This window comes from Pseudoflavonifractor gallinarum, assembly GCF_014982855.1.
Classification (GTDB): domain Bacteria; phylum Bacillota; class Clostridia; order Oscillospirales; family Oscillospiraceae; genus Pseudoflavonifractor_A; species Pseudoflavonifractor_A gallinarum.
Genome location: NZ_JADCKF010000008.1, coordinates 95,149 through 120,757, shown reverse-complemented (window position 1 = coordinate 120,757; position 25,609 = coordinate 95,149). Strand labels below are relative to the sequence as shown.

Sequence of the window (25,609 nt, the reverse complement as noted above, 5' to 3'; positions counted from 1 at the left end):
TCTGAGAACTGAAAAACAGGGACCCGTCCTAAGACGGGTCCCTGTTTTTGTGTTTGCATGAAATACATTTGTTTACAACGGGGCGGAAATCCTGTATACTACCATCATGTAAACTCATGCGTATTCCAGAGAGAAAAAGGAGGAGCGAGCATGAAGCAGCTCAAGAGCAGGGACCTGCTGCTGGTAGGATTCACCCTGTTTTCCATGTTTTTTGGGGCGGGAAATTTGATTTTTCCGCCCAATATTGCGGCTCAGGCCGGGACCATGACCTGGTTTGCCATGCTGGGCATGACCCTGAGCGCGGTGGGCCTTCCGGTATTGGGCATCATCGCGGTGGCCCGCTCGGGGGGACTGGACGTCCTGGGCGGCCGGGTCCACCCCCTGTTTGCAAAGATCTTTACGGTGATCGCCTACCTGGCCATCGGCCCCTGTCTGGCCATTCCCCGTACCGCCAGCACGTCCTTTGAGATGGCGGTGCCCCCCTTTGTGGGCGGAGACGCCCCCATTGCGGTCTATCAGCTGATCTACTCCCTGGTGTTTTTCGTCCTGGCCCTCATCGTGGCCCTGCGGCCGGAAAAGCTCACCGACCGGCTGGGCAAGATCATGTGTCCCATCCTCATCGCCCTGATCGTCATCACCTTTGTGGGATGCGTGATCAATCCGCTGGAGGGATACGGCGCGGCCGGCGCGGGCTATGAGACCCCGGTCCAGGCCGTCTCCACCGGCTTTTTGGCGGGATACAACACCATGGATACCATCGCAGCGCTGGTCTTCGGCATCATCATCAGCCTGAACATCCGCGCCCGGGGCGTGGAGGAGGACCGCGCCGTGGTCCGCGGAGCGGTCCGGGCAGGCATCATCGCGGGTGTGCTGCTCTTTGTGATCTACTCCATGCTGGCCCACATCGGCGCCCTCTCGGGCGGCGCCTTCCCCAATCCGGAGAATGGGGCCCAGGCGCTGACCAACATCGTGGCCGCCCTGTTCGGACGGCTGGGCAACGTGCTGCTGGCGGCCATCTTCGTCATCGCCTGCTTCAATGTGTGCGTGGGCCTGATCTGCTCCTGCGGCGAGTATTTCAACAGCATCTGCCCCAAGCTCTCCTACCGGGCCTGGGCGGTCCTCTTTGCGGTGGTGAGCATGGTTCTGGCCAACGCGGGACTCAACCAGATCCTGGCCGTCTCCGGGCCGGTGCTCAACATGATCTATCCGGTGGTCATCATGCTCATCCTGCTGGCCTATGCCCAGCCCTGGCTGGAGGGACGGCGGATGGTATACCCCATGACCATCCTCTTCACCGGGGTGGCCAGCATCCTCTTTGAGGTGCAGCGCCTTTTGAAGCTGGAGATCTTGAACGGAATGCCGCTGGCCGAGCTGAATCTGGGCTGGATCCTGCCCGCCGCCGTGGGCGTGATCGTGGGCCTGATCCTGTCCGGCAAGAAAGCGGAAGCGTAATTTAGGAGGAGAACGGAAATGCATCACGACGGTCACTGCGGCTGCGGCCATGACCACAGCCATACCCATACCCACGACTGCGGGTGCGGGTACGAACATGGGCCTGCACAGGGGGAGCTGACCCCCGCTATGGAGGACTTTCTCCACCATCTGCACCACCATCACTTCCTTCCGGTGGCCCGCTTTCTGGTGGAGAGCAGCGTAGAGGAGGATTTCTGCGCCGTGGCCCTTGCCCCGGTCTATCTCCGCGCACCCGACGAGAGCATGGAGTCGGTGAAAGAGACGGCGGCCATGCTGCTGGAGCTGGAAAAGATGGGCTATCTCACCCTGGATTACGATTATCCTCTTGACAGATACTCATATAAAGAGTATAAAGAATCTGAGCTTTATGCCTATTTCTGCCGGACGGTGGCGGAGGGAACAGGACGAGCCGGATTCCTGGGTGACCGACCTGTGCTGGAACTGGGCAGTATCGCTCCCACATAAACAGATTGGAAGGAAGGATACTCCATGGAACAGCTCATTCGCAATGCCGTCATCGTGACGGTGGACCCGCAGCGCCGCATTCTCTGGGACGGAGCCATCCTGGTTCGGGATGACCGCATCGCCGATCTTGGTCCCAGCGCTGAGCTGAACGCCAAATACCCTGCCCCCGACCGCGTCGTGGACGCGGGAGGAAAGGTGATCTTCCCTGGCTTTATCGACAACCACACCCACCTCTTCCAGACCCTGCTCAAGGGCATCGGAGACGACATGGAGCTGAGCGACTGGCTCTCCCATATGATGTTCCCCGCGGCGGTCTACCTGGAGGCGGAGGACACATACCATGCCGCCATGCTGGGCCTGTCCGAGGCCCTGCACAGCGGCGTGACCACCACGGTGGATTACATGCACTGCCACAGCAAGGGCGGACTGACCGACGGGATCTGCCGCGCGGTGAAGGACCTGGGCGTGCGCGGCATCGTGGGCCGCGGCACCATGGACACCGGCGTGGAGTACGGCACCTGCCCCGACCTGTGCGAGAAGGTGGCCGACGTGGAGGCCGATCTCCACCGGCTGTTCCGCACCTATCACAATACCGAAAACGGCCGCCTGAAGATCTGGGCCGCTCCGTCCTCCATGTGGTCCAACTCGGACGAGATGCTGAAGATGCAGTGGCGCGTGGTCAATGAATACGGCGCGGGCTTTACTGTCCACGTGTCCGAGACGGAGTATGCCCGCATGGCCACCGAGTGGGTCCACGGGTGCAACGACGTGGATCTGCTGAAGAAGCTGAACATCCTGGGCCCCAACGTGCTCATGGTCCACTGCTGCTGGGTCAATGAGCAGGATATGGAGCTGATGAAGCAGTACGACATGAAGGTGTCCCACGACGTCTGCTCCAACATGTACCTGGCCGACGGCGTGGCTCCGGTGCCCGAGATGCTGCGCAAAGGCCTGACCGTGGGCCTGGGCCTGGACGGCGCGGCCAGCAACAACTCCCAGGATATGATCGAGCTGATGAAGTGCACCGCCCTCCAGCACAAGGTCAAGACCCTGGACCCCATGGCGGTCACCGCCGAGAAGGTGCTGGAGATGGCCACCATCGACGGCGCCCGCTCCATCGGCATGGAGGAGGAGATCGGCTCCATCGAGGTGGGCAAGAAGGCCGATCTGGTCTTCTTCGACCCGGCGGCCAGCCAGAAGTCCACCCCCATGCACAACCCCGTCTCCACCCTGGTGTACTCCTCCGGGATGCAGAACATCACCGATGTGATGGTGGATGGACGCATGGTGCTGGAGAGCGGCCATCTGACCACCGCCAGCGACGAGAGCATCATCGCCAACGGCCAGCGCGCCGCCGAGGGCCTGTGCCGCCGCGGCAAGATCACCAACCGGGGCGAGGGCCACAAGTGGGAGAGCTTCAAGACCAGAGCCCAGGAGAACGGATCCTTCTGAGAGAAACAACTACCCCCAGACCTACACGGGTCTGGGGGTAGTTTGCTGCAAGAGAGAAGATCAGATGGAGAGCTGTTCCAGCAGGAAGCGGCCGATGCTCTCCATGGCCTCGTTGGCCCGCTTGATGGGGAACATCTGAAAGACGTGCCACATACCGTTCCATACCTCCAGGCGGCAGGGGATGCCGGCCGCCACCAGCCGGTCCCGCAGGCGGACCGAGTCGGAGAGGAGAATCTCGTGGGTGCCCGCCTGGATGAGGACGGGCGGAAAGCCGGAGAAATCTCCAAACAGGGGGGAGAGATAGGGGGAGGTCCAGTCCTCCCCCCGGGCATAGGCCCCCCGGACGGCCTGGATATACTCCAGCGTGAGGGAGGGGTCCAGCTCGGCCCGCTCCTGATAGGAGCGCCCGCTGGCCGTCATATCGGTCCAGGGGGACATGAGGATGAGGGAGGCGGGGAGCCTGCGCCCCATGGCCTTGAGCCGGTGGGTGAGCACCAGGGCCAGATTCCCTCCCGCCGAGTCTCCGGCCACCACGATGTCCCGGGCACCGTAGCCCAGGTACATCAGGTGGTCCCAGGCCCGGATGGCGTCCTCCACCGCGGCGGGATAGGGGTGCTCTGGAGCCAGGCGGTATTCAAAGGAGAGGACCTCATACCCGGTGACCGCCGCCAGCTTGGAGGCGATGGGGCGGGAATAGCCCAGATTGCCGCTGGTATAGCCTCCGCCGTGGCAGTAGAGGATGGCGTGGCGGCGGTCGTGGCCCCGGTTGGGCCGGACCCAGGCCGCATTCATGCCGGAGAGGGAGAAGGGCTCCCAGCTCATCCCGGCCATGGGGGCGGCCAGGCGGCCCAGGACCTCCTGCCCCTTGCGCTGGCGCTCCAGATCCTCCGGGTCCATAGACTCGGGGGAGGTGGCGGTGTGGATAGCCTTGAGGGCCTTCATCATGCCGGTCAGGCGCCGCTGTTCAGCCCGCCGGGATTCGGAGCGGGCCCGGTCGGATTTGGAGAAGAGCATGGTTCGTTTCATGGACACAGGTCCTCCTTGTACGTGGGAGCTTGTAATATAGAAAAGAGGTAATAGACGCTTTGCGGCTATTATACCACAGAAGGGGGAGGCGTAACAGTACCAAACCTCCCTTCGTCCAATTCCCCTTGTAGTTTCCATACGGGGGTGATAAAATGAAAAGCAAGAAGCGATCTGATCCAAGAGGAGGTGACCGAATGGCTCCCAGAGAACGCAGAGAGAAGCAGTGGTATAAGCTGGACAATGCCGGCGTGCTCTACTCCGCGATCCAAAAGGAAAACTATTCCGCCATCTACCGCTTTTCCGCGGTGATGGAGGAGCGGGTGGACCCTGAGGCCTTGCAGCGGGCGGTGGATAAGACCATGCCCCGCTTTCCGGGCTTTGCGGTCCACATCAAAAAAGGGGCCTTCTGGTACTACTTTGAGCCCAATCCTGCCCCGGGCCCCTTTGTGAAACGGGATATTTCCAACCCCTGCCAGCCGGTCCGCTTCCGGGAGGACAACGGCTGGCTGGTGCGCTTTTACTACTATGAGCACCGGATCTCCCTGGAGGTCTTTCACGCCCTCTCGGACGGGGCGGGCGCACTGGTCTTTTTCCGCACCCTTCTGGCCGTGTACCTGCGGGAGATGGGGCATGCCATCCCCAACGGTCCGGGCATTCTGGACGTGGAGGAGCCCCCCCACCGGGAGGAACTGGAGGATGCCTATGCCCGCTATGCCACGGTCCGTTCCCTGCGGGCCGGGATCGGGAAGAAGGCCTTCCAGAACACCGGCACGCCGGAGCCCTTCTATACGCTGAATGTGACCATGGGCTTCGTCCCGGTGGACCAGCTCAAGGCCCGGGCCAAGTCCTACGGCGTGTCCATCACGGAGTATCTGACCGGCGCGCTGCTGAAGGTCATTCTGGAGAATCAGGCCAGGGAGGAGCCCCGCCATCCCAAGCCGGTGGCGCTGGCCATCCCCATCAATCTGCGGCCCTGGTTCCCGTCGGAGACCCTGCGCAACTTCATCCTGACGGTGCGGCCCTGCATCGACCCTTCCCTGGGGGAGTATACCTTCCCGGAGATCCTCTCTCAGGTCCACCACTATATGCGCCTGCACATCAACCGGCAGGAGATGCAGGCCCTGCTGACGGGAAATGTCCGCTTCCAGACCAACCGGGCCCTTCAGCTCATCCCCATCTGGCTGAAAAATCCCGTCATGGCCCTGAGCTACCGCCTGGCGGGGACCCGGCCCTATTCCGGTACTTATACGAATCCCGGCGCCTTCACCGTGCCCGAGGAGATGGCCCCCCACATCCGGCGGATGGAGGTCATTCTGGGGCAGGCCACCAACCCCCGGGTCCACTGTGCCTCCATCAGCTACGGCAATACCATGGAGATCACCTTCGCCGGGACCCTTCAGGAGACCGACACCGAGCGGGAGTTCTTCCGCTTCCTGGTCCGGGAGGGCATCCACGTCAAGGTGGAGAGCAACCGGAGCGTCCAATCCGAGCTGCTGTTTTGAGTTTTGCGTGAAAACGAGGTGTAAGCTGCTATGTCCTATTGCGTCAACTGCGGGGTAGAGCTGGATGGAACGGCCTCCTTCTGCCCTCTGTGCCATACGCCGGTGGTCAACCCGAAGCAGCCGGTGGATACCGTCTCCCCCAAGCCCTTTCCCACGGAGCGGGGCGAGGTGGCCCCGGTTTCCAAGTGGGAGCTGGCCGTGCTGATCTCAGCCATGCTGGTGTCGGTGTCGGTGTGCTGCGCCATTTTGAACATCTTCCTCCCGGCGGAGCGGACCTGGTCCCTCTACGTGGTGGGGGCGGCCATCATGCTGTGGCTGTGGTTTGTCCCGCCGCTTCTGCTGCGGGGGATGCCGCTGCTGATCCGGCTGGTGCTGGATGTGGCGGCGGTGGGGGTGTATTTGCTCCTCATCGCCATAGACCTGGACGGAATGGTGTGGTACCTGGGCCTGGCACTGCCCATCGTGCTGTGGGGCGGGGCCTGTGTTCTCTTCCTGGGGCTGATACTGGGGGGAGGACGGCGCTCCATCCTGACCACGGTCACGCTGCTGGTGGGCACGATCGGGGCCTTCCTGGTGGGCACGGAGCTGCTCATCGACCGGTTTATCCACGGGGCCTGGGGGCCCAGCTGGTCCCTGGTGGTTTTCACCATCTGCGTGGCGCTGGTCATTCCGCTCATCATCGTACGGCGGATCCCCTCCCTGCGGGAGGAGGTCCGGCGGCGGTTCCATATGTGACAGCGCGGCGGCGCGGCTCTCTTCGGAGGGCCGCGCCGCTTTTTTCATGGCATGCAGAATAAAAACGTATATTCCAGAGTGTGCGCCAGGGGAGTACATTCTGAAATATTCACTATAAAATGAATATTTAAAATTATATTCAAATAAAATGGGAGATATAAGAATAATTATGCAAAATGACAGTTGCATTTTTATTCTGCTGGGAGTATAATGATGCCAACATCAGGAAGACGGCCGGAGCGGCCGCCTCACAGGAGGTCATTACAATGTCTGAGATCAAGAAAGTTGTCCTCGCCTACTCCGGCGGTCTGGATACGTCCATCATCATCCCCTGGCTGAAGGAGCACTACAACAACCCCGAGATCATCGCCGTGGCCGGCGACGTGGGCCAGAATGACGAGCTGGAGGGCCTGGAGGAGAAGGCCATCAAGACCGGCGCTTCCAAGCTGTATGTGCTGGATCTGGTGGATGAGATGGTAGACGATGTCATCATCCCCTCCATGATGATGGGCGCCAAGTACGAGGACTATCTGCTGGGCACCGCCTTTGCCCGGCCCATCATCGCCAAGGGCCTGGTGGAGATCGCCAAGAAGGAAGGGGCCGACGCCATCGCCCACGGCTGCACCGGCAAGGGCAACGACCAGATCCGGTTTGAGCTGGCCATCAAGCGCTTCGCCCCCGAGATGAAGATCATCGCCCCCTGGAGAGAGTGGGACATCAAGAGCCGCAACGAAGAGATCGACTACGCCGAGGCCCACAACGTGCCCCTGAAGATCAGCCGGGAGACCAGCTACTCCAAGGACAAGAACCTGTGGCACCTCTCCCACGAGGGCCTGGACCTGGAGGATCCCGCCAGCGAGCCCCAGTACGACAAGCCCGGCTTCCTGGAGATGGGCGTCTCTCCCGCCATGGCCCCCGACGAGGCCACCTATGTGACCATCGACTTTGAGAAGGGCTGGCCCGTGGCCGTGGACGGTGAGAAGATGAAGGCCTCCGACATCATCCGCAAGCTCAACGACCTGGGCGGCAAGAACGGCATCGGCCTGCTGGACATCGTGGAGAACCGGATGACCGGCATGAAGGACCGGGGCGTGTACGAGACCCCCGGCGGCGCCATCCTCTACCGGGCCCACGAGGTGCTGGAGATGATCACCATCGACAAGGACACCAAGCACATGAAGCAGAAGCTGGCAGTGGACTTCGCCGATCTGGTCTACAACGGCAAGTGGTTCACCCCCGTGCGGGAGGCCCTCTCCGCCTTCGCCGCTGAGACCCAGAAGTACGTCACCGGCCAGGTGAAGCTCAAGCTCTACAAGGGCAACATCATCACCTCCGGCGTCACCTCTCCCGACACCCTCTACTCCGAGGACATCGTCACCTTCCAGGAGAGCGATTACAACCAGAACGACGCCACCGGCTTTATCAACCTCTGGGGCCTGCCCGACACCATCCTGGCCCTGCGGGACCAGGGAAAGCTGAAGTAAGACGGCATTCAGCCCTCGGCAGAGTTTCGCCTCCCGCAGGCGGCGAAAGAAAATCGAAATCCGTTTTTTCCGAGGACATGTGCCTCGGAAAAAACACTTCTCAGCCCACAAGCGTGCGCGCTTTGCGCGCGCGACGCAGGGGGCTGTATCCCCTCTCAAAAATGCCTGCATTTTTGAGAAAACACTAACCCGATGAAAGAGAAATGAGGTAACCAGCATGAAATTGTGGGCAGGACGGTTCCAGAAGGAAACCGATACCCTGGTAAATGACTTTAACTCGTCCATTTCCTTCGACGCCCGTCTCTACAAGGAGGACATCGCAGGCTCCATGGCCCACGCGGCCATGCTGGGAAAGACCGGCATCATCGAGGCCCATGAGGCCGAGAAGATCATCGACGGGCTCAAGGCCATCCTGGCCGACGTGGAGGCCGATCAGGTGGAGTTCTCCATGGAGAACGAGGACATCCACATGAACATCGAGTCCCTCCTCACCCAGCGCATCGGCCAGACCGGCAAGCGGCTGCACACCGCCCGCAGCCGGAACGACCAGGTGGCGGTGGACTTCCGGCTCTATGTGAAGAAGGAGATCCCCGTCATCATCGGCATGATCCAGGACCTGGAGGAGGTGCTGGTGAAAAAGGCCCAGGCCAACCTCCACACCGTCATGCCGGGCTACACCCACCTCCAGCGGGCCCAGCCCACCACCTTCGCCCACTACATGATGGCCTACGCCAACATGCTCAAGCGGGACATCACCCGCCTGGAGGACTGCCTGGAGCGGATGGACGAGTGCCCCTTGGGCGCGGGCGCCCTGGCCACCTCCACCTATCCGGTGGACCGGTTCCAGACCGCGGCGGCCCTGGGCTTCCGGTGCCCCACCGACAACTCCATGGACTCGGTGTCCGACCGGGACTTTGCCATTGAGTTCCTGTCGGCCTGCTCCATTCTGATGATGCACCTGTCCCGTTTCTCGGAGGAGATCATCCTCTGGTGCTCCTGGGAGTTCAAGTATGTGGAGCTGGACGACGCCTACTCCACCGGTTCCTCCATCATGCCCCAGAAGAAGAACCCCGACGTGGCCGAGCTGGTCCGGGGCAAGACCGGGCGGGTGTACGGCTCCCTCATCACCCTGCTGACCGTGATGAAGGGCCTGCCTCTGGCCTACAACAAGGACATGCAGGAGGACAAGGAGCCGGTCTTCGACGCCATCGACACGGTGGAGCTGTGCATCCCCGTCTTTGCCGCCATGCTGGACACCCTCACCGTCAAGGAGAAGAACATGCGCGCGGCGGCCTCCGGCGGCTTCATCAACGCCACCGACTGCGCCGACTACCTGGTCAAGAAGGGAATGCCCTTCCGGGAGGCCTACATGATCGTGGGCAAGCTGGTCAACTTCTGCATCAAGGCCGGTGAGACCCTGGACACCTTGCCCCTGAAGGACTTCAAGGCGGTCTCGCCCATCTTCGAGGAGGATGTCTACCAGGCCCTGGAGCTCAACACCTGCGTCAACGGACGCCAGGTCTACGGCGGTCCCTCCGCCGAGAGCGTGCAGCAGCAGATCGACCACATCAAGGACTTCCTGGCCCAGCGGAAGAAGGGCTGAGAAACCAGACTGTAACAGGTTTGAGGTTGAAATCCTCGCTCGGCTGCCGTACTATGAAACTGTCTACGCGGCAAACCGAGAAAATGGGGTGTTTCTATGAATAAACCAAAGGTATATATCGACGGCAAGGAAGGCACCACCGGCCTTCAGATCTATGAGCGCCTGGGCGCGCGGGAGGACATTGACCTCCTGCTCATCGACGAGGAAAAGCGCAAGGACGTGGAGGAGCGGAAGAAGCTCCTCAACGCGGCCGACCTGGTTTTCCTCTGCCTGCCCGACGCGGCGGCCAAGGAGGCGGTGGCCCTCATCGAGAATGACCACACCCGGGTCATTGACGCCTCCACCGCCCACCGCACCGCCAAGGGATGGGTCTACGGCTTCCCGGAGTTTTACCGCTATCCCGGCGAGGTCATCGGACAGGCCGCCCGGGTGGCCAATCCCGGGTGCCATGCCACGGGCTTTCTCTCCTCCACCATGCCCCTGGTCTCCCTCCACATCCTGCCCAAGGACTACCCGCTCACCTGCTACTCCCTGACCGGCTACTCCGGCGGGGGCAAGAAGATGATCGCGGAGTACGAGAGCGGGGAGAAGGGGAAGGACCTGTACAGCCCCCGGATCTACGGCACCAACCTGCGCCACAAGCATCTCAATGAGATGCGGAAGATCTCCGGGCTGGACCAGCCTCCGGTCTTCTGCCCGGTGGTGGACGACTACTACAAGGGCATGGCCACCACGATCATGCTCCACAACAAGTATCTGCTGGGGCAGCCCACGGCCAAGGAGATCTACCACATCCTCATGGCCTACTACGCCGGACAGAAGCTGATCTCGGTGCGCTATGAGGAGGAGGGCGGAATGCTCCCCGCCAACGCCCTGGCCGGAAGCGACCGGCTGGAGCTGGTGGTCTGCGGCCATGAGGAGCAGACCATCGTCACCGCCCTCTTCGACAACCTGGGCAAGGGTGCATCGGGCGCGGCGGTACAGAATATGAATATCATGTTGGGCCTGGACGAGACCACCGGGCTCCATTTGGACTGAGCGGAAGAAGGGAAGCTGGAGACAGCGCACCCTTCGTTCCCCCACAGAAGGGAAGGACATAAGGTTATGAAGCAGATCAACGGCGGCGTGACCGCAGCCAAGGGCTTTCGGGCCTGGGGCGTTCACTGCGGCGTCAAGAGCAAGAAGCTGGAAAAGAAGGACCTGGCCATCATCCTCTCCGAGCGGGAGTGTGCGGCGGCGGCCACCTACACCATGAACCGCGTCAAGGCGGCCCCCATCTACGTCACCATGGACCATCTGGAGGACGGAACGGCCTGGGGCGTGGTGGCCAACAGCGGAAACGCCAACGCCTGCTGCCCCCAGAGCCATGAGAATGCCGAGCTTATGAGCCAGTACGCCGCCCAGGCCACTGGCCACAAGCCCTCGGACTTTGTGGTGGCCTCCACCGGTGTCATCGGCCAGACCATCAACATTGCCGCCATCGAGCGAGGAATGCCCGAGGTGGCGGCCGGACTCACCGACGGCCCCGAGGGCTCCGACGCGGCGGCCCACGCCATCATGACCACCGACACCAGCAAGAAGGAGATCGCCATCTCCTTCACTCTGGGCGGCAAGACCGTGACCATGGGCGCCATCGCCAAGGGCTCCGGCATGATCCACCCCAACATGGGAACCATGCTCTGCTTCATCACCACCGACTGTGCCATCACCGGCGAGCTGCTCTCCGATGCCCTCCACGAGGTGGTGCCCAAGACCTTCAACCGGGTGACGGTGGACGGGGACACCTCCACCAACGACATGTGCGTGGTGCTGGCCAACGGCATGGCGGAAAATCCCCTCATCGAGTGGAAGGATGACAGCTATACCGTCTTCCGCAAGGCCCTGCACCAGGTCTGTGAGTATCTGGCCCGCTGCATCGCCGGCGACGGCGAGGGCGCCAGCCGCCTCATCACCTGCACCGTCCATGAGGCCCGCAGCGAGGAGAGCGCCGAGCGCCTGAGCAAGGCGGTGGTGGGCTCCCCCCTGGTGAAGGCCGCCATGTTCGGCACCGACGCCAACTGGGGCCGGGTCCTGTGCGCCATGGGCTACTCCAAGGCCCCCTTCCGTCCCGAGTACGTGGATGTGAAATTTGCCTCCGCCGTGGGCGAGGTGCTGGTCTGCCAGCAGGGCATGGGCCTGGACTTCGACGAGGAGGCCGCCAAGAGCATCCTCTCCCAGGACGAGGTGATCATCGACATCTGCCTCCACGAGGGAGAGCACGAGGCCACCTGCTGGGGCTGCGACCTGACCTATGACTATGTGAAGATCAACGGCGATTACCGCACCTGATCGGGAAAGAAGGATTCCAAATGTCTGACCCTGTTGTGACCAGAGCCACGGTGCTGGCCGAAGCTCTGCCCTATATCCAGAAATTTTACGGTAAGACCATCGTGGTCAAATACGGCGGAAACGCCATGATCTCCGACGAGCTGCGCCGGGCCGTCATCAGCGACATCATCCTGCTCCACCTGGTGGGCATCCATGTGGTGGTGGTCCACGGCGGCGGGCCCGAGATCTCGGAGATGCTCCGCAAGATCGGCAAGGAGTCCCGCTTTGTGGACGGCCTGCGCTACACCGACGAGGAGACCATGGACATCGTCCAGCAGGTGCTCTGCGGCAAGGTGAACAAGAACCTGGTGGCCACCCTCAACCGCCGGGGCGGCCACGCCATCGGCCTGTGCGGCATGGACGCGGGCCTCTTCCAGGCCCAGAAGCTGGACGAGAAGTACGGCCTGGTGGGCGAGATCGTCAAGGTCAATCCCGACCCGGTGCGGGACTGCCTCCAGCAGGGCTACATCCCGGTGGTCTCCACCGTGGCCCAGGGAGTGGACGGGGAGAACGCCTACAACATCAACGCCGACACCGCCGCGGCCAAGCTGGCCGTGGCCCTGGGGGCCGAGAAGCTCATCCTCCTCACCGACATCCGGGGGCTGCTGCGCGACCCGGCGGACGAGGGGACCCTCATCCCGGTGGTGGGACTCTCCGACGTGCCCCAGCTGGTGCGGGAGGGCGTGATTCAGGGCGGCATGATCCCCAAGATCGAGTGCTGCGTGGAGGCGGTACGCTCCGGCGTGGAGCGCACCCACATCCTGGACGGACGCATCCCCCACTCCATCCTCATCGAGATGCTCTCCGACCAGGGCATCGGTACCATGATTCTGTAAGGAGACGGCAACCATGACCTTTGAAGAACTGAAAGCCCTGGATCACGCCCACACCCTTCAGACCTACGGGCGCTTTGACGTGGCCATTGCCCACGGAAAGGGCGCCACGCTCTGGGATCTGGAGGGGAAGGAGTACATCGACTTCACCTCCGGCATCGGCGTGAACTCGGTGGGCTACGGAAATGAGCAGTGGGCCTGGTCCATCTATGAGCAGGCCCTGGCTCTGGGGCATATCTCCAACCTCTTTTACACCCAGCCCTACGCCAAGCTGGCCGACGTGCTGTGCCGGCGGGCGGGAATGGCGGCGGCCTTCTTCGGAAACTCCGGCGCCGAGGCCAATGAGGGCATCATCAAGCTGGCCCGCAAGTACAGCTTTGACAAGTACGGCAAGGGCCGCAGCACCATCCTGACCCTGAAGAACTCCTTCCACGGACGGACCATCACCACCCTGACCGCCACCGGACAGGATGTGTTCCACCAGTACTTCTATCCCTTTATGGAGGGCTTCCGCTACGCCGACGCCAACGATCTGGAGAGCGTCAAGGCGGAAGGCGGGAAGGACGTATGCGCCGTGATGCTGGAGCTGGTCCAGGGCGAGGGCGGCGTGCTCCCCATGGAGCCGGACTTTGTCCAGGGCCTGGCGGAGCTGTGCGCCGAGCGGGATTGGCTCCTGCTGGTGGACGAGGTCCAGACCGGCATCGGCCGGACGGGCACCCTCTTTGCCTACCAGCAGTACGGCATCCAGCCCGACGCGGCCTCCTTTGCCAAGGGCATCGCCGGCGGCCTCCCCATGGGCGGATTCCTGGTGAACGAGAAGTGCCGGAATGTGCTGGGCGCGGGCATGCACGGCTCCACCTTCGGCGGCAACCCCATCGCCGCCTCGGCCGCCCTCACCGTCCTGGATATCCTGGACGAGGACGCGCTGGAAGCGGTGAAGGAGAAGGGCGCCTACCTGCGCGCCGGCATCGAGGCCCTGGACAAGAAGAGCATCGGCTCCACCCGCGGGCTGGGCCTGATGATCGGCATTGAGGTCAAGGAGGGCTATACCAACAAGGCCCTGGCCGCCCAGCTGGTGCAGAATGGCCTTTTGGTCCTCACCGCCGGTCCGGGTCTGCGGCTGCTGCCCCCCCTGACGATCACGAAGGAAGAGATGGACAAGGGCCTGGCGATCATGGCCCAGGTCCTGGAATAAGAACGGCGCGGGACACCGCTCCCGCCGGATGATGAGGTGACATGGAAATGAAGGATCTGTTGAAGCTGCTGGATCTCTCCAAGGAAGAGATCATTCATATTCTGAACGTGGGCGACCAGATGAAGTACAACCAGAAGCACGGTCTCACCCACAACTATCTCCAGGGCAAGACTCTGGCCATGATTTTCGAGAAGAACTCCACCCGTACCCGGGTCTCCTTTGAGACCGGTATGTACCAGCTGGGCGGCCACGCCCTCTTCCTCTCCAGCAAGGAGAGCCAGATCGGCCGCGGCGAGCCCGTGGAGGACACCGCCCGGGTGCTCTCCCGCTACTGCGACGGCATCATGATCCGCACCTACTTCCAGGAGGAGGTGGAGAAGCTGGCCGAGTACGCCGACATCCCGGTCATCAACGGCTTGACCGACTTTGCCCACCCCTGCCAGGTGCTGGCCGACCTGATGACCATTCGCGAGCACCAGAGCAAGCTGGAAGGGCTGAACATGTGCTTCATCGGCGACGGCAACAACATGGTCAACTCCCTCATCGTGGGCTGCCTGAAGGTGGGCATGAACGTGTCCGTGGCCTGCCCCGAGGGGTATGACCCCCATCCCGACGTGATGGAGTTTGCCAAGAGCGTGACCGACGCCACCTTTACCCTCACCCGGGATCCCATGGAGGCTGCCAAGGGCGCCGACGTGGTCTTTACCGACGTGTGGGCCTCCATGGGCCAGGAGGAGGAGACCGCCAAGCGCAAGGCCGCCTTCCAGGGCTACCAGGTCAACGAGGCGCTGATGAAGGTCACCAACCCCGGCTGCATGGTGCAGCACTGCCTGCCCGCCCACCGGGGCGAGGAGATCACCGCCGAGGTCTTTGAGGCCCACGCCGGCGAGATCTTCGACGAGGCTGAGAACCGCCTCCACGCCCAGAAAGCGGTGCTCTACCTGCTCATGGGTGAGGAAAAGAAGTAAATCAGAGCAAAAAGAAACGCTCCCGGTTCAATGGAACCGGGAGCTTGTTCTGTATGAGAAGAAAATCAGCGAGCCAGCTGCTCCATACCCAGGCGGATACGGCGGAGGGTCTCCTCCTTGCCCAGGATGTGGCACAGCTCCACAGCGCCGCCGGGGGTGACGGCCTTGCCGGAGACTGCGGTGCGCACGGGCCACATGATGCGGCCGTTCTTGAGCTCGTGGCTGGCGGCCAGGTCGATGAGGGCGTCGTGGATGGCGTCATAGGTCCAGTCGGAGAGGCCTTCCAGCACAGGGAGGACCATCTGGAGGGCCTCCAGAGAGTTCTCCTCGTTGGTCTTCATCTTCTTGTGGCAGTAGAGCTCGTTGGAGTAGGCGGGCAGCGCGTCAAAGAAGTCCACCTGGGGAGCGATGTCCAGCCAGGTGTCGCAGCGGGGCTGCACCAGGGGCGCGATGAGGGAGAGGTCGATGCCGGGGGTCTTGACCGCCTGCTCCAGATAGGGCCGGGCCCCCTCATAGAAGGCCTCGGGGGAGAGGGCGCGCAGGTACTTGGCGTTGAAGTACTTGAGCTTCTCCAGGTCGAAGATGGCGGGGGACTTGGAGATGCCCGCCACGTCGAAGGACTCTGCCAGCTCGGAGAGGGTGAAGAACTCCCGCTCGCTCTCCTCGCCCTTGGGGGACCAGCCCAGCAGGGTGACATAGTTGACCACGGCCTCGGAGAGGAAGCCCATGGCCAGCAGGTCCTCGTAGGAGGGGTCGCCCTTGCGCTTGGACATCTTGTTGTGCTGGTCGCGCATGACGGGGGAGCAGTGGATATAGGCGGGGACCTCCCAGCCAAAGCCCTCATAGAGCAGGTTGTACTTGGGGGCGGAGGAGAGGTACTCGCTGCCGCGGACCACGTGGGTGATGCCCATGAGGTGGTCGTCGATGACGTTGGCGAAGTTATAGGTGGGCAGACCGTCCGACTTCATGAGGATCTGGTCATCCAGGGTGGAGTTCTCCACCGTGATGTCACCAAACACCACGTCGTGGAAGGTGGTGGAGCCCTCCTTGGGGATCTTCTGGCGGATGACATAGGGCACGCCGGCTTCCACCTTGGCCCGGGCCTCCTCCATGCTCAGGGAGCGGCAGGGATCGTCGCCCCGGTCAAACTCGCCGGAGTCCTCCTCGGACTCGGTCTTTTCGCAGAAGCAGTAGTAGGCGTGGCCCCGCTCCACCAGGAGCTCGGCGTACTTGCCGTAAAAGCCGCGGCGCTCGGTCTGTACATAGGGGCCCACCGGACCGCCCAGATCGGGACCCTCGTCCCAGTCCAGACCGCACTTGCGCAGGGTGTTGTAGATCACGTCCACGGCGCCCTCCACCAGGCGGCCCTGGTCGGTGTCCTCGATGCGGAGCAGGAACTTGCCGCCGTTGTGCCGGGCGATGAGCCAGGTGTACAGGGCGGTGCGCAGGTTGCCCACGTGCATATAGCCCGTGGGAGAGGGGGCAAAACGAGTGCGGACCTCTCCCTTGGGAATGCAGGCCTCCATCTCGTCAAACCAATTCATATCCAGAGCCATTTGAATTCCTCCAACGGTTGGGCGCCGCCCGAACGGGGGAGCGCCTGAATTAAGCAGACAATATTATAGAGGCTTTTCCCGCCTATGGCAAGGGGGCGGGGGCAAAACTCTTCCAAAATGGACGGAAAAGGGGGGATCAGGGCTCCTCCGGAGGGAGGATCTCCAGGCGGAAGACGTTGACCACGTCGGCGTCCGGACAGCAGAAGCGGTAGTCCCCGTGGCGGCTCTTGGGCAAGGTCCCGCCGTAGCGGAGGATATCCACGAAGGGGAAGGCCGCGTGGGCCGCCATGGGGCACAGCTCGCCCCGCTGGGTCTCAAAGTCGAAGGAATCGCCGATCTGGTGCCCCCGGTGACACCGGCAGGGGCCCAGACGGTCCACCAGAGTGATGCGGACGGACGGCTTTTTCATGGGAAGACAGCTCCTTTCTCTCAGAAACCCGGCAGGGCGAAGGGGGGCTCAGGCCTGCTCGCCGAAGAAGAGGGCCATGTCCTCCTCCACGGTGCGGATGCCGGCGATGCCGAAGTTCTCCACCAGGACCTTGGCCACGTTGGGGCTGAGGAAGGCGGGCAGGGTGGGGCCCAGGTGGATGTTCTTCACCCCCAGATAGAGCAGGGCCAGCAGGACGATGACCGCCTTCTGCTCATACCAGGCGATGTTGTAGATGATGGGCAGGTCGTTGATGTCGGAGAGGCCAAAGACCTCCTTGAGCTTGAGGGCGATGACGGCCAGGGAGTAGGAGTCGTTGCACTGGCCGGCGTCCAGCACCCGGGGAATCCCGTTGATGTCGCCCAGGTCCAGCTTGTTGTACTTGTACTTGGCGCAGCCCGCGGTGAGGATCACGGTGTCCCGGGGCAGGGCCTTGGCAAAGTCGGTGTAGTAGCTGCGGCTCTTGGCGCGGCCGTCGCAGCCGGCCATGACCACGAACTTCTTGATGGCACCGCTCTTGACGGCCTCCACCACCTGGTCGGCCAGGGCCAGCACCTGGGCGTGGGCAAAGCCGCCCACGATCTCACCCTGCTCCAGCTCGGCAGGGGGCGCGCAGCGCTTGGCGTGCTCGATGAGAGCGGAGAAGTCCTTCTCCTCCCCGATGGCGCCGGGAATGTGCTTGCAGCCGGGGAATCCGGCGGCGCCGGTGGTGTAGAGCCGGTCCTTGTAGCTGTCCTTGGGGGGCACGATGCAGTTGGTGGTCATCAAGATGGGACCATGGAAGGACTCAAACTCCTCCTTCTGCTTCCACCAGGCGTTGCCGTAGTTGCCCACAAAGTGGGGGTACTTCTTGAAGGCGGGGTAGTAGTGGGCGGGGAGCATCTCGGAGTGGGTGTACACGTCCACGCCGGTGTCCTTGGTCTGCTCCAGCAGCATCTCCAGGTCCCGCAGGTCGTGGCCGGAGACCAGGATGCCGGGGTTCTTGCCCACGCCCAGCTGGACCCGGGTGATCTCGGGGTTGCCGTAGGCCTGGGTGTTGGCCTGGTCCAGAAGGGCCATGCCGGATACGCCGTATTTGCCGGTCTCCAGAGTGAGGGCCACCAGGTCGTCGGCGGTGAGGGTGTCGTCCAGAGTGGCGGCCAGGGCCCGCTGGAGGAAGGCGTCGATCTCCTCGTCGGCCTGGAGCAGGGCGTTGGCGTGCTTGGAGTAGGCGGACAGGCCCTTCAGACCGTAGGTGATGAGCTCCCGCAGAGAGCGGATGTCCTCATTTTCGGTGGAGAGCACGCCCACCTGGGCGGCCTTCTCCTCCCAGTCGCCGGAGCCGTCCCACCGGGCGGCGGCGGGAAGGGCGGAGGGATCCTGGACCTGGGCCAGCAGGGGTGCCTTGGCCGCCAGGGTGTCCCGGATGCGCTGGAGGATGGCCTCCTGGTCAAAGTTGGCGTTGGTGATGGTGGTGAAGAGGTTGAGGGTGATGAGCTGGTTGAGGGAAGCGGGGATGGCCTCGCCCTGCGCCCGCAGGGCGGTGGTGACAGCGGAGAGCCCCTTGGTCACATAGACCAGCAGGTCCTGGGTGTTGGCCACCTGGGCGGTCTTGCCGCACACGCCGGCTCGGGTGCATCCGGCGCAGCCGGCGGTCTCCTGGCACTGATAGCAGAACATCTTGTTTTCCATAGTCTAACTCCTTTTTATGGCCGGAGCAAGCTGCGGCCGATGGTTTTCTGGATCATGGCATCAGTATAGGGGAGAATGGCCCATTTGTATGTTGGAATTCCAACAAAAAAACGAATGCACCGGGGAAACCGGATGGAAAAATCCGGTGTGGAAGAGGGAAAGGACACGTCTCCCCTTGCAACTGGAGGGAGAACGTGACATAATGAAGATTACCAAAGATTAGAAAAGGAGGCCCCCGCATGAAGCCATCGAAAACCTACCGGTCCGAGAATCTGCACTATCTGAAAATGCTGGCCCGGCAGTATCCCACCGTTCAGGCGGCCAGTACCGAGATCATCAATCTCCAGGCGATCCTGAACCTGCCCAAGGGCACGGAACACTTCATCTCCGATGTGCACGGCGAATACGAGGCATTTCTGCACATCCTCAACTCCGCTTCCGGCGTGGTGCGGGAAAAGCTGGACAAGCTCTTCGGCACCAGCGTCTCCAAGGCCGAGCTGGACCAGCTGGCCACCCTCATCTACTACCCCAAGGAGAAGCTGGAGGAGATCGAGCGGGAGAACGACGACATGCGGGAGTGGTACCGCATCACCTTCCACCGCCTCATCGAGGTCTGCCGGGAGGTCAGCTCCAAGTATACCCGCTCCAAGGTCCGTAAGGCCATGCCCAAGGAGTACGCCTATATCATCGACGAGCTCATCCACACCCACTATGAGGACAGCGATAAGCGGGACTACTACGAGAACATCATCTCCACCATCATCGACATCGACCGGGCCTCCAACTTCCTGGTGCAGCTGTGCGAGCTCATCAAGCGCCTGGCCGTGGACCACCTGCACCTGGTGGGCGATATCTTTGACCGCGGCCCCCGGGCCGACATCATCCTGGACTCCCTGATGGAGTACCACAGCGTGGACATCCAGTGGGGCAACCACGACATCCTGTGGATGGGCGCGGCCTCCGGCTCCCGCACCCTGGTGGCCACCGTGCTGGCTAACTCCCTGCGCTACAACAACCTGGAGGTCATCGAGACCGGATACGGCATCTCCCTGCGGCCTCTGTCGGTCTTTGCCAACGAGGTGTACAAGGACTGTGATATCCACCAGTTTGCCGTCAAGCTCACCAATGAGGACGAGGCCCACTACACCGAGAAGGACAAGATGCTGGCCGCCCGGATGCACAAGGCCATCACCATCATCCTCTTCAAGCTGGAGGGGCAGAAGATCCTGCGCAATCCCTGCTTCGGCATGAACGACCGGCTGCTTCTGGACAAGATCGACTATGAGAACAAGTGCATCACCCTGGGGGGCACCACCTATCCGCTGGAGGACACCGACTTCCCCACCGTGGACCGGAACGACCCCTATGCCCTCACGGAGGAGGAGTCCGTCCTCATCGACCAGCTCACCGCCTCCTTCCGGCACAGCGAAAAGCTCCAGCGGCACATCCGCTTCCTCTACTCCAAGGGCAGCCTCTACAAGGTGTTCAACGGGAACCTCCTCTTCCACGGCTGCATCCCCATGACGGCGGAGGGGGAGCTGATGCGCTTCTCCATCGGCTGCGAGAACCTCTCGGGGCGGGCCTTCCTGGACTATGCCGACCTGGTTGCCCGGCGGGCCTACTACAATAAGCCCGGCTCTCCCGAGCGGCAGTTCGGCATGGACTTCCTCTGGTTCCTCTGGGCGGGACGCAACAGCCCCATCTTCGGCCGGGACCGGATGACCACCTTCGAGCGGCGGCTCATCGTGGACGAGTCCACCTGGACCGAGCCCAAGAATCCCTACTACCAGTTCTACAACGACCCCGCCGTGTGCGATATGCTGCTGCGGGAGTTCGGGCTGGAGGGCCCCCACTGCCACATCATCAACGGCCACATCCCGGTCAAGTCCAAGAAGGGCGAGAGCCCCATGAAGGCGGGGGGCAAGCTGCTGGTCATCGACGGCGGCTTCTGCAAGGCCTACCAGAAGACCACCGGCATCGCGGGCTATACCCTGATCTACAACTCGGGCTGCTTCCGCCTGGTCTCCCACGAGCCCTTTGTGGGCCGGCGCAACGCCATCCGGGAAAATCAGGACATCGCCTCCAGCTCGGTGGTGTTTGAGAGGCTGGAATCCCGCATGAAGATCGCCGGGACCGATGTGGGCCGCCAGCTCCAGGAGCAGATCGACGACCTGATGGCCCTGCTCTGGGCCTTCCGCAGCGGCGAGATCGCCGAGGATCACAAGAAATAAGCAGAGAGAACAGGGCGCGGCCGCCGCAGAACGAATCTTCTGCGGCGGCCGCGTTTGTTTTTGGGGGGATCAGGAGGGGGCATAGATGCCGTGCCCGGTGTCGGTGTCATTGATATACCAGGTGGGACGGAGCTCATCCAGGTAGGGGTCGGTCACGGCTGGGACATAGGCGGAGCTGATGCTGGAGTAGCGGCGGACCTTCTCCGTGTGCATCACCGGAGTGAGATCCCAGTAGGCCTGCATATAGATGATCTCATAGAAGGGCTGGAGGAAGGAGGAGCCAATCCCGTCGGTACGGTAGATCAGCTGGACCCACAGGACACGGGCCTCCTCTGGGCGGGTCTCCACGCCGAAGTAGTTTCCCGCGCGGAAGAGGGAGAGGGCCTCCTCCGTGCTCCGGATGGGGTAGACCCCCTGCTGGACCGGCGTGAGGGTGAGGCGCAGAGAGGTGGCGCTGTCCGACCGGGCGGCGGAGAAGGTGTAGTCCAGCAGCTGCTCCTCCAGTGGTTGCCCGGTATCGGCGGGGAAGGAACGGGACTGGGTGTCGGGCTCCCCGGAGAAGGAATAGTGGACCGACTTGGCCGTTTCGACGGCGCCTCCCCCGGTGAGGCGGGAGAGCAGGTCGGCAGGGGAGCAATCGGTGGGCTCGATGACCACCTCGGGGGCATCTGCGGAGAAGGAGAGCTGGGTGCCGTCGGCCAGGAGAAAGACGCCGGGACCGTCGGTGCCGCGGAGGGTGGTATCCAGCGCGTCGGCCAGATCCTCGGCGGCGGCCTGCTGCGCCTCGGCGGAGAGGGGGCCGGAGGGGTAGACGGGCAGCGCGGAGATTTCATCGGTCCGGTCCCGGGTGGGGTTTCCGCTGTCATAGTCCTCCGGGGTGATGATAATGCTCCACCCGTGGCCGTCAGGGGGGAGCGTGGGGGTGGGAGAGACAGCGGGCGGGTCGGAGACAGCGGGCGGGTCAGAGACGATGGGGGGAAGGGCCTGTCCGGTATCCGCGAGGGCGATGGAGATGCTGGCGGTAATCCCTACCGCGGCCAGCAGGAGGCCGGACAGGGCCACCCGCAAGGGCCGGCGGGGTCCTCGTCCCTTTGCGCCGTCCAATACGGCGTCCACCCGGCGCCGGACCGCGCGGGGGTCCACGGTGGGGTAGGCCTCGGGCAGGTCCAGGTCCTCCCATAGATCGTGCAGGTGATCACGCATGGTCGATTCCTCCTTTCAATAGCGTCTCTTTCAGGCGTTTCCGGCCCCGGCTCAAACGGGCCTTGGCGGCCGCCAGGCTCAGACCCAGGCGGGGGGCCACCTCTTTCAGGGGCTGGTCCTCGTAGTAGTAGAGGAGAAACAGGGTACGGTCGGGCTCCTCCATGGCCTCCACGGCCCGGCGGAGCTGGGCGTGGCACTCCTGCCGCTCCACCAGGGCCTCGGGCAGATCACCCACTGCGGGCAGGGTGTCGGAGAGGGGGAGGACACCCCGGGTGCGGCGCAGGCGGTCGGCGGCTTTGTTCCGGGCCACGGCGGCCAGCCAGGGGCGCAGGGACGGACCGCTCTGGATGTCACCGGAGCGGAGCCACAGGGTCACAAACACATCGGAGACCACCTCCTCCAGATCCTCGGGGAGCAGGGAGGGCCCCAGAGTGCGGGCGGCGACCGCGGTCACATACCCGGTGTAGCGCCGGATGGCGGCGTGGAGTGCCCAGCGGCGTCCCGCCTGGATGTGCCGAAGCAGAGCTTCTTCCTTCAAAGCATACACCTCCTAAGGGGGCTGTGTGGGAGTGTTTTTTGCTCCCCTCTTCTGGACGCAGAAGGAGCAAAAAGGTGACACAAAAAAAGACCTGACGGCGCGATTCTCGCCCCCCGGGAGGGAATTCCCGCCCTGTGGGGTGGCTGCGAGAGCGATTTCCTGCTACAATGGGGCCAGAAAGAAAGGAGGCGGAACCATGGAAGCGGAATTCAGTGAACGCCTGAAACGCTATCGCAAGGAAAAAAACATGACCCAGCAGGAGCTGGCCGACGCCCTGGGGGTGAGCAACAAGAGCATCTCCCGCTGGGAGTCGGCGGGCGGATACCCGGACGTCCCCCTGCTGGTGCCCCTGGCCCGGGCCCTGAGGGTGAGCGTGGACGATCTGCTGGACGGGGAAAAGCCGGTGCGCGCCCTGACCCGGACGGATGTCCAGAGCCTGCTCTCCTTTGCCTTTGCCCTGGGGGGCGGCATCCTGTTCTATCTCCTGCGGCTCTTTGTGCCCCTGCTGGTGTGCTACCTGGCCTATCTGGGCTGCATGGCCTACGGGGTCTACCTCCAGCGGTACTACGCCTACCACTCCCGCTGGTTCTGGCTGGGGAACGCCGGGATGAATCTGGCGGTCAACCTGAGCGTGATCGCCGGCGCGGCGGCCGGCGGGCTCGTCCTGATCGCGGGAGGAGGGAGCACGCTCCTGTCGACCTGGTTCCAGCTGTGGCTGTCGGGCCGGCAGAGGGGGATGGTGCTGGGGGTGCTCTTCCTCTGGCTGGCGCTGGGCGCGGCGCTGACCGCCCTGACCATGGGCCTCGCCCGGCGGCATTTTCAGGAAAAAGGGGGCTTCCGTCTGTCGGTGTGGTCCCTGCCCCGGGGCCGGGCACTCCTCCCGGCGGCGGGATTCCTGGTGGTGCTGGGATTCTGGGGCGCCTACTGCCTGGACATCCTTCCCATCTGGTGCTACCGGTATCAGGGTGGGCTCTTTGCCGGACTGCTGGTCCTGCTGGAGCTCTGGTATCTGTGGCTCTTCCGGCGGGACCGGAGGCGCCTGGTTCCGGCCCTCCTGATGACCGCCCTGTGCGGGCCCATGTGGCTCTTTGCAAAGGGAAGCGCCGAACAGATCTGGAGCCTTTCCACCGGGCGGGAGTACTCCTGGACGCCGGAGGTCGATCTGAGCCGCTTTATCGTGGAGTGGAGGCCGTCGGCAGGGGTGTTCCTGCTGGGTGTGATCCTGCTGGTCCTCTACCTGGTTCTGGCCGGATGTTCCGTGCGGAAGAAGCAGCCGGAAGAGGATACCATATGACAAAAGAGGGTGTACGGTTTCCCGTACACCCTCTTTTCATCGTCTCAGGAGTGGATGTGCTCCTGAGCGGACTCCTCCGCGTCGGCGCGCTTCTTGCTGTGGGGGCTGTATTTTTTGTCGTCCAGTCCGGGAATAAACAGGTATTTCCGGATGGTGAACAGAATGGCAATGGCGATCACCATGACCAGGTTCTCCACCGCGGTGGTGTGCTCAATGACCATCTGGCGGGCGATGGCGAAGAGGAGGACCTCCACCACCGAGCTCATATTGTGGCGGCTGAGCATCTTGAGGAACTCGATGCCGATGACCACGGTAAAAACGTCGGCCAGAAAGGTCTGGAGCAGATCGGTATTGCCGGGGCCGCTTGTCATAATGTTCAGCTCCAGGAGAACCGACCAGACCGACAAGGTGATGGCGACAATCACAATGAGGCTCACCACGATCTCCAGCAGTTGGGCCACACGGTAGATGTACGAGGGGATGCGCAGTTTCAGCAGTTCACTGTCCATAAAAATCCCTCCGGTTCAATCAGGGCAGGGGGAACTCGTTCAGCAGCCCGTCCACATCGGAGGGCTCGGTGGCAAAGCTGGCCACCAGACGGATGACGGTATGGCCGGCCTCGGGCGCCGCGCCCCATACCTCAAAGGCACAGATCCGCTCCAACTCCGGGAGGATGGCGTCGGGCACGATGGGGAAGATCTGATTGGAGGGGGACTCGAAGAGGAAGGAGTACCCCTTGGCCTTCAGTCCGTCCTGGAGCTTGCGGGCCATGTCGTTGGAGTGGCGGGCCAGCTGGAAATAGAGGTCGTCCTTCAGCAGGGCCTCGAACTGGGCGCCCAGCAGCCAGCCCTTGGCCAGGACGGCGCCCCGCTGCTTCTTGATGCGGAAGAAATCCCCCTGAAGGGCGGGGTTGACCAGGACCAGCGCCTCGCCCATGAGGGCGCCGTTCTTGGTGCCGCCGATGTAGAAGGCGTCGGTCAGGCGGGCCAGGTCGGGGAGGGCCAGGTCGTTGGCGGGGGAGGTGAGGGCACAGCCCAGGCGGGCGCCGTCCAGGAAGAGGAGCAGGTCGTGGGCACGGCAGCAGGCGGAGAGGGCCTCCAGCTCGGCCTTGGTGTAGACGCCGCCGGTCTCGGTGGCGTCCGAGATGTAGACCAGCCGGGGCTTGACCAGGTGGATGTCCTCATAGGCCGGGAGGGCCGCCTCGATGAGGGCGGGGGTCAGCTTGCCGTCGGGGCCGGCCTCCAGGGGGAGGAGCTTGTGCCCGGTGGCCTCCACCGCGCCGGACTCGTGGCCATTGACATGGCCGGTCTGGGCGCAGAACACCCCCTCCCAGGGGCGGAGGAAGGCGGCGATGGCGGTGAAGTTGGCCGAGGTGCCGCCGATCAGGAACTGCACATCGGCCTGGGGGGCCTGGCAGAGCTCCTTGATCCGGGCGGCGGCCGCCTCACAGTGGGGGTCGAAGCCATAGCCGGGGTTGCCCTCCAGATTGCTGGCGGACAGGGCCTCCAGCACCTTAGGATGGGCGCCGAAGGAGTAGTCGTTGCGGAACAGATACATCACATTTCCCTCATTTCAAAACGTGGGCG

At 63.1% G+C, this 25,609-nt stretch carries 22 protein-coding genes; 14 read left to right on the top strand and 8 right to left on the bottom strand.

The window, feature by feature from the left end:
- Nucleotides 1–150 precede the first annotated feature (150 nt).
- The 3 genes from brnQ to INF37_RS10015 are packed head-to-tail and all read left to right on the top strand — an operon-like array spanning nucleotide 151 to nucleotide 3,390.
- Entirely contained in the window at nucleotides 151–1,452 is a 1,302-nt protein-coding gene (brnQ, locus tag INF37_RS10025; RefSeq protein ID WP_193538081.1) for a branched-chain amino acid transport system II carrier protein, read from the top strand.
- A gap of 18 nt (nucleotides 1,453–1,470) precedes the next feature.
- Nucleotides 1,471–1,938 (top strand): hypothetical protein, encoded by a 468-nt coding sequence (locus INF37_RS10020; protein ID WP_193538079.1) that lies wholly within the window; start codon nucleotides 1,471–1,473, stop codon nucleotides 1,936–1,938.
- 24 nt (nucleotides 1,939–1,962) lie between these two features.
- The gene (locus INF37_RS10015; protein WP_101692704.1) at nucleotides 1,963–3,390 is read left to right on the top strand and encodes an amidohydrolase family protein; all 1,428 of its coding nucleotides are present in this window, start codon (nucleotides 1,963–1,965) and stop codon (nucleotides 3,388–3,390) included.
- Nucleotides 3,391–3,450: 60 nt separating this feature from the next.
- On the opposite strand, the gene INF37_RS10010 is transcribed toward INF37_RS10015, so the two are convergent.
- A complete protein-coding gene (locus INF37_RS10010; protein WP_193538078.1) occupies nucleotides 3,451–4,416 on the bottom strand; it encodes an alpha/beta hydrolase in 966 nt (321 codons plus the stop codon).
- A gap of 194 nt (nucleotides 4,417–4,610) precedes the next feature.
- Here INF37_RS10010 and INF37_RS10005 point away from each other — a divergent pair, with 194 nt between their 5' ends.
- The 9 genes from INF37_RS10005 (at nucleotide 4,611) to argF (ending at nucleotide 15,103) form a co-directional block, all read left to right on the top strand.
- Entirely contained in the window at nucleotides 4,611–5,918 is a 1,308-nt protein-coding gene (locus tag INF37_RS10005) for a hypothetical protein (protein ID WP_193538076.1), read from the top strand.
- 30 nt (nucleotides 5,919–5,948) lie between these two features.
- Nucleotides 5,949–6,653 (top strand): DUF6320 domain-containing protein, encoded by a 705-nt coding sequence (locus INF37_RS10000; protein ID WP_101692707.1) that lies wholly within the window; start codon nucleotides 5,949–5,951, stop codon nucleotides 6,651–6,653.
- 266 nt (nucleotides 6,654–6,919) lie between these two features.
- Complete coding sequence (locus INF37_RS09995) at nucleotides 6,920–8,137, top strand: argininosuccinate synthase (RefSeq protein ID WP_101692708.1); 1,218 nt, start codon at nucleotides 6,920–6,922, stop codon at nucleotides 8,135–8,137.
- Between the two features lie 217 nt (nucleotides 8,138–8,354).
- The gene (argH, locus tag INF37_RS09990; protein ID WP_101692709.1) at nucleotides 8,355–9,740 is read left to right on the top strand and encodes an argininosuccinate lyase; all 1,386 of its coding nucleotides are present in this window, start codon (nucleotides 8,355–8,357) and stop codon (nucleotides 9,738–9,740) included.
- Between the two features lie 96 nt (nucleotides 9,741–9,836).
- On the top strand, nucleotides 9,837–10,778 hold the full coding sequence (argC, locus tag INF37_RS09985) for an N-acetyl-gamma-glutamyl-phosphate reductase (RefSeq protein WP_193538074.1): 942 nt from the start codon (nucleotides 9,837–9,839) through the stop codon (nucleotides 10,776–10,778).
- A gap of 66 nt (nucleotides 10,779–10,844) precedes the next feature.
- Nucleotides 10,845–12,068 (top strand): bifunctional ornithine acetyltransferase/N-acetylglutamate synthase, encoded by a 1,224-nt coding sequence (gene argJ, locus INF37_RS09980; RefSeq protein WP_193538072.1) that lies wholly within the window; start codon nucleotides 10,845–10,847, stop codon nucleotides 12,066–12,068.
- A gap of 20 nt (nucleotides 12,069–12,088) precedes the next feature.
- On the top strand, nucleotides 12,089–12,943 hold the full coding sequence (gene argB / locus INF37_RS09975; RefSeq protein ID WP_101692713.1) for an acetylglutamate kinase: 855 nt from the start codon (nucleotides 12,089–12,091) through the stop codon (nucleotides 12,941–12,943).
- Nucleotides 12,944–12,956: 13 nt separating this feature from the next.
- The gene (locus INF37_RS09970; RefSeq protein WP_193538070.1) at nucleotides 12,957–14,135 is read left to right on the top strand and encodes an aspartate aminotransferase family protein; all 1,179 of its coding nucleotides are present in this window, start codon (nucleotides 12,957–12,959) and stop codon (nucleotides 14,133–14,135) included.
- 47 nt (nucleotides 14,136–14,182) lie between these two features.
- Nucleotides 14,183–15,103: an ornithine carbamoyltransferase gene (gene argF, locus INF37_RS09965; protein WP_193538068.1), complete on the top strand. Its 921-nt coding sequence runs from the start codon at nucleotides 14,183–14,185 to the stop codon at nucleotides 15,101–15,103.
- A gap of 65 nt (nucleotides 15,104–15,168) precedes the next feature.
- Here the strand turns inward: argF and gltX are convergent, their stop codons facing one another.
- The 3 genes from gltX to hcp all read right to left on the bottom strand — a co-directional run bounded on the left by gltX (nucleotide 15,169) and on the right by hcp (nucleotide 18,757).
- Nucleotides 15,169–16,659, bottom strand: a complete 1,491-nt coding sequence (gltX, locus tag INF37_RS09960; protein ID WP_193538066.1) for a glutamate--tRNA ligase — start codon at nucleotides 16,657–16,659, stop codon at nucleotides 15,169–15,171.
- Nucleotides 16,660–16,795: 136 nt separating this feature from the next.
- Nucleotides 16,796–17,068, bottom strand: coding sequence for a TIGR04076 family protein (locus INF37_RS09955; protein WP_101692717.1), 273 nt, complete (start codon nucleotides 17,066–17,068; stop codon nucleotides 16,796–16,798).
- A 48-nt stretch (nucleotides 17,069–17,116) separates the two neighbouring features.
- Nucleotides 17,117–18,757 (bottom strand): hydroxylamine reductase, encoded by a 1,641-nt coding sequence (gene hcp / locus INF37_RS09950; RefSeq protein WP_101692718.1) that lies wholly within the window; start codon nucleotides 18,755–18,757, stop codon nucleotides 17,117–17,119.
- A gap of 239 nt (nucleotides 18,758–18,996) precedes the next feature.
- On the opposite strand from hcp, the gene INF37_RS09945 reads away from it, so the two are divergent.
- Nucleotides 18,997–20,988 carry a fructose-1,6-bisphosphatase gene (locus tag INF37_RS09945; protein WP_101692719.1) on the top strand — a complete coding sequence of 664 codons (1,992 nt, stop codon included), beginning with the start codon at nucleotides 18,997–18,999 and terminating at the stop codon, nucleotides 20,986–20,988.
- A gap of 69 nt (nucleotides 20,989–21,057) precedes the next feature.
- Here INF37_RS09945 and INF37_RS09940 read toward each other — a convergent pair whose 3' ends face one another.
- The gene (locus INF37_RS09940; protein WP_193538064.1) at nucleotides 21,058–22,191 is read right to left on the bottom strand and encodes a hypothetical protein; all 1,134 of its coding nucleotides are present in this window, start codon (nucleotides 22,189–22,191) and stop codon (nucleotides 21,058–21,060) included.
- Entirely contained in the window at nucleotides 22,184–22,729 is a 546-nt protein-coding gene (locus INF37_RS09935) for an RNA polymerase sigma factor (RefSeq protein WP_235964290.1), read from the bottom strand. Before INF37_RS09935 ends, INF37_RS09940 begins: the two co-directional genes overlap by 8 nt.
- A 196-nt stretch (nucleotides 22,730–22,925) precedes the next feature.
- Between INF37_RS09935 and INF37_RS09930 the strand changes: the two genes are divergently transcribed.
- Nucleotides 22,926–24,023 (top strand): helix-turn-helix transcriptional regulator, encoded by a 1,098-nt coding sequence (locus INF37_RS09930; RefSeq protein ID WP_193538062.1) that lies wholly within the window; start codon nucleotides 22,926–22,928, stop codon nucleotides 24,021–24,023.
- A 44-nt stretch (nucleotides 24,024–24,067) separates the two neighbouring features.
- On the opposite strand, the gene INF37_RS09925 is transcribed toward INF37_RS09930, so the two are convergent.
- Both INF37_RS09925 and INF37_RS09920 read right to left on the bottom strand, forming a co-directional pair.
- Nucleotides 24,068–24,532: a phosphate-starvation-inducible PsiE family protein gene (locus tag INF37_RS09925; RefSeq protein WP_193538060.1), complete on the bottom strand. Its 465-nt coding sequence runs from the start codon at nucleotides 24,530–24,532 to the stop codon at nucleotides 24,068–24,070.
- 19 nt (nucleotides 24,533–24,551) lie between these two features.
- Nucleotides 24,552–25,580 (bottom strand): threonine aldolase family protein, encoded by a 1,029-nt coding sequence (locus tag INF37_RS09920; protein ID WP_193538059.1) that lies wholly within the window; start codon nucleotides 25,578–25,580, stop codon nucleotides 24,552–24,554.
- Between the last annotated feature and the right edge of the window lie 29 nt (nucleotides 25,581–25,609).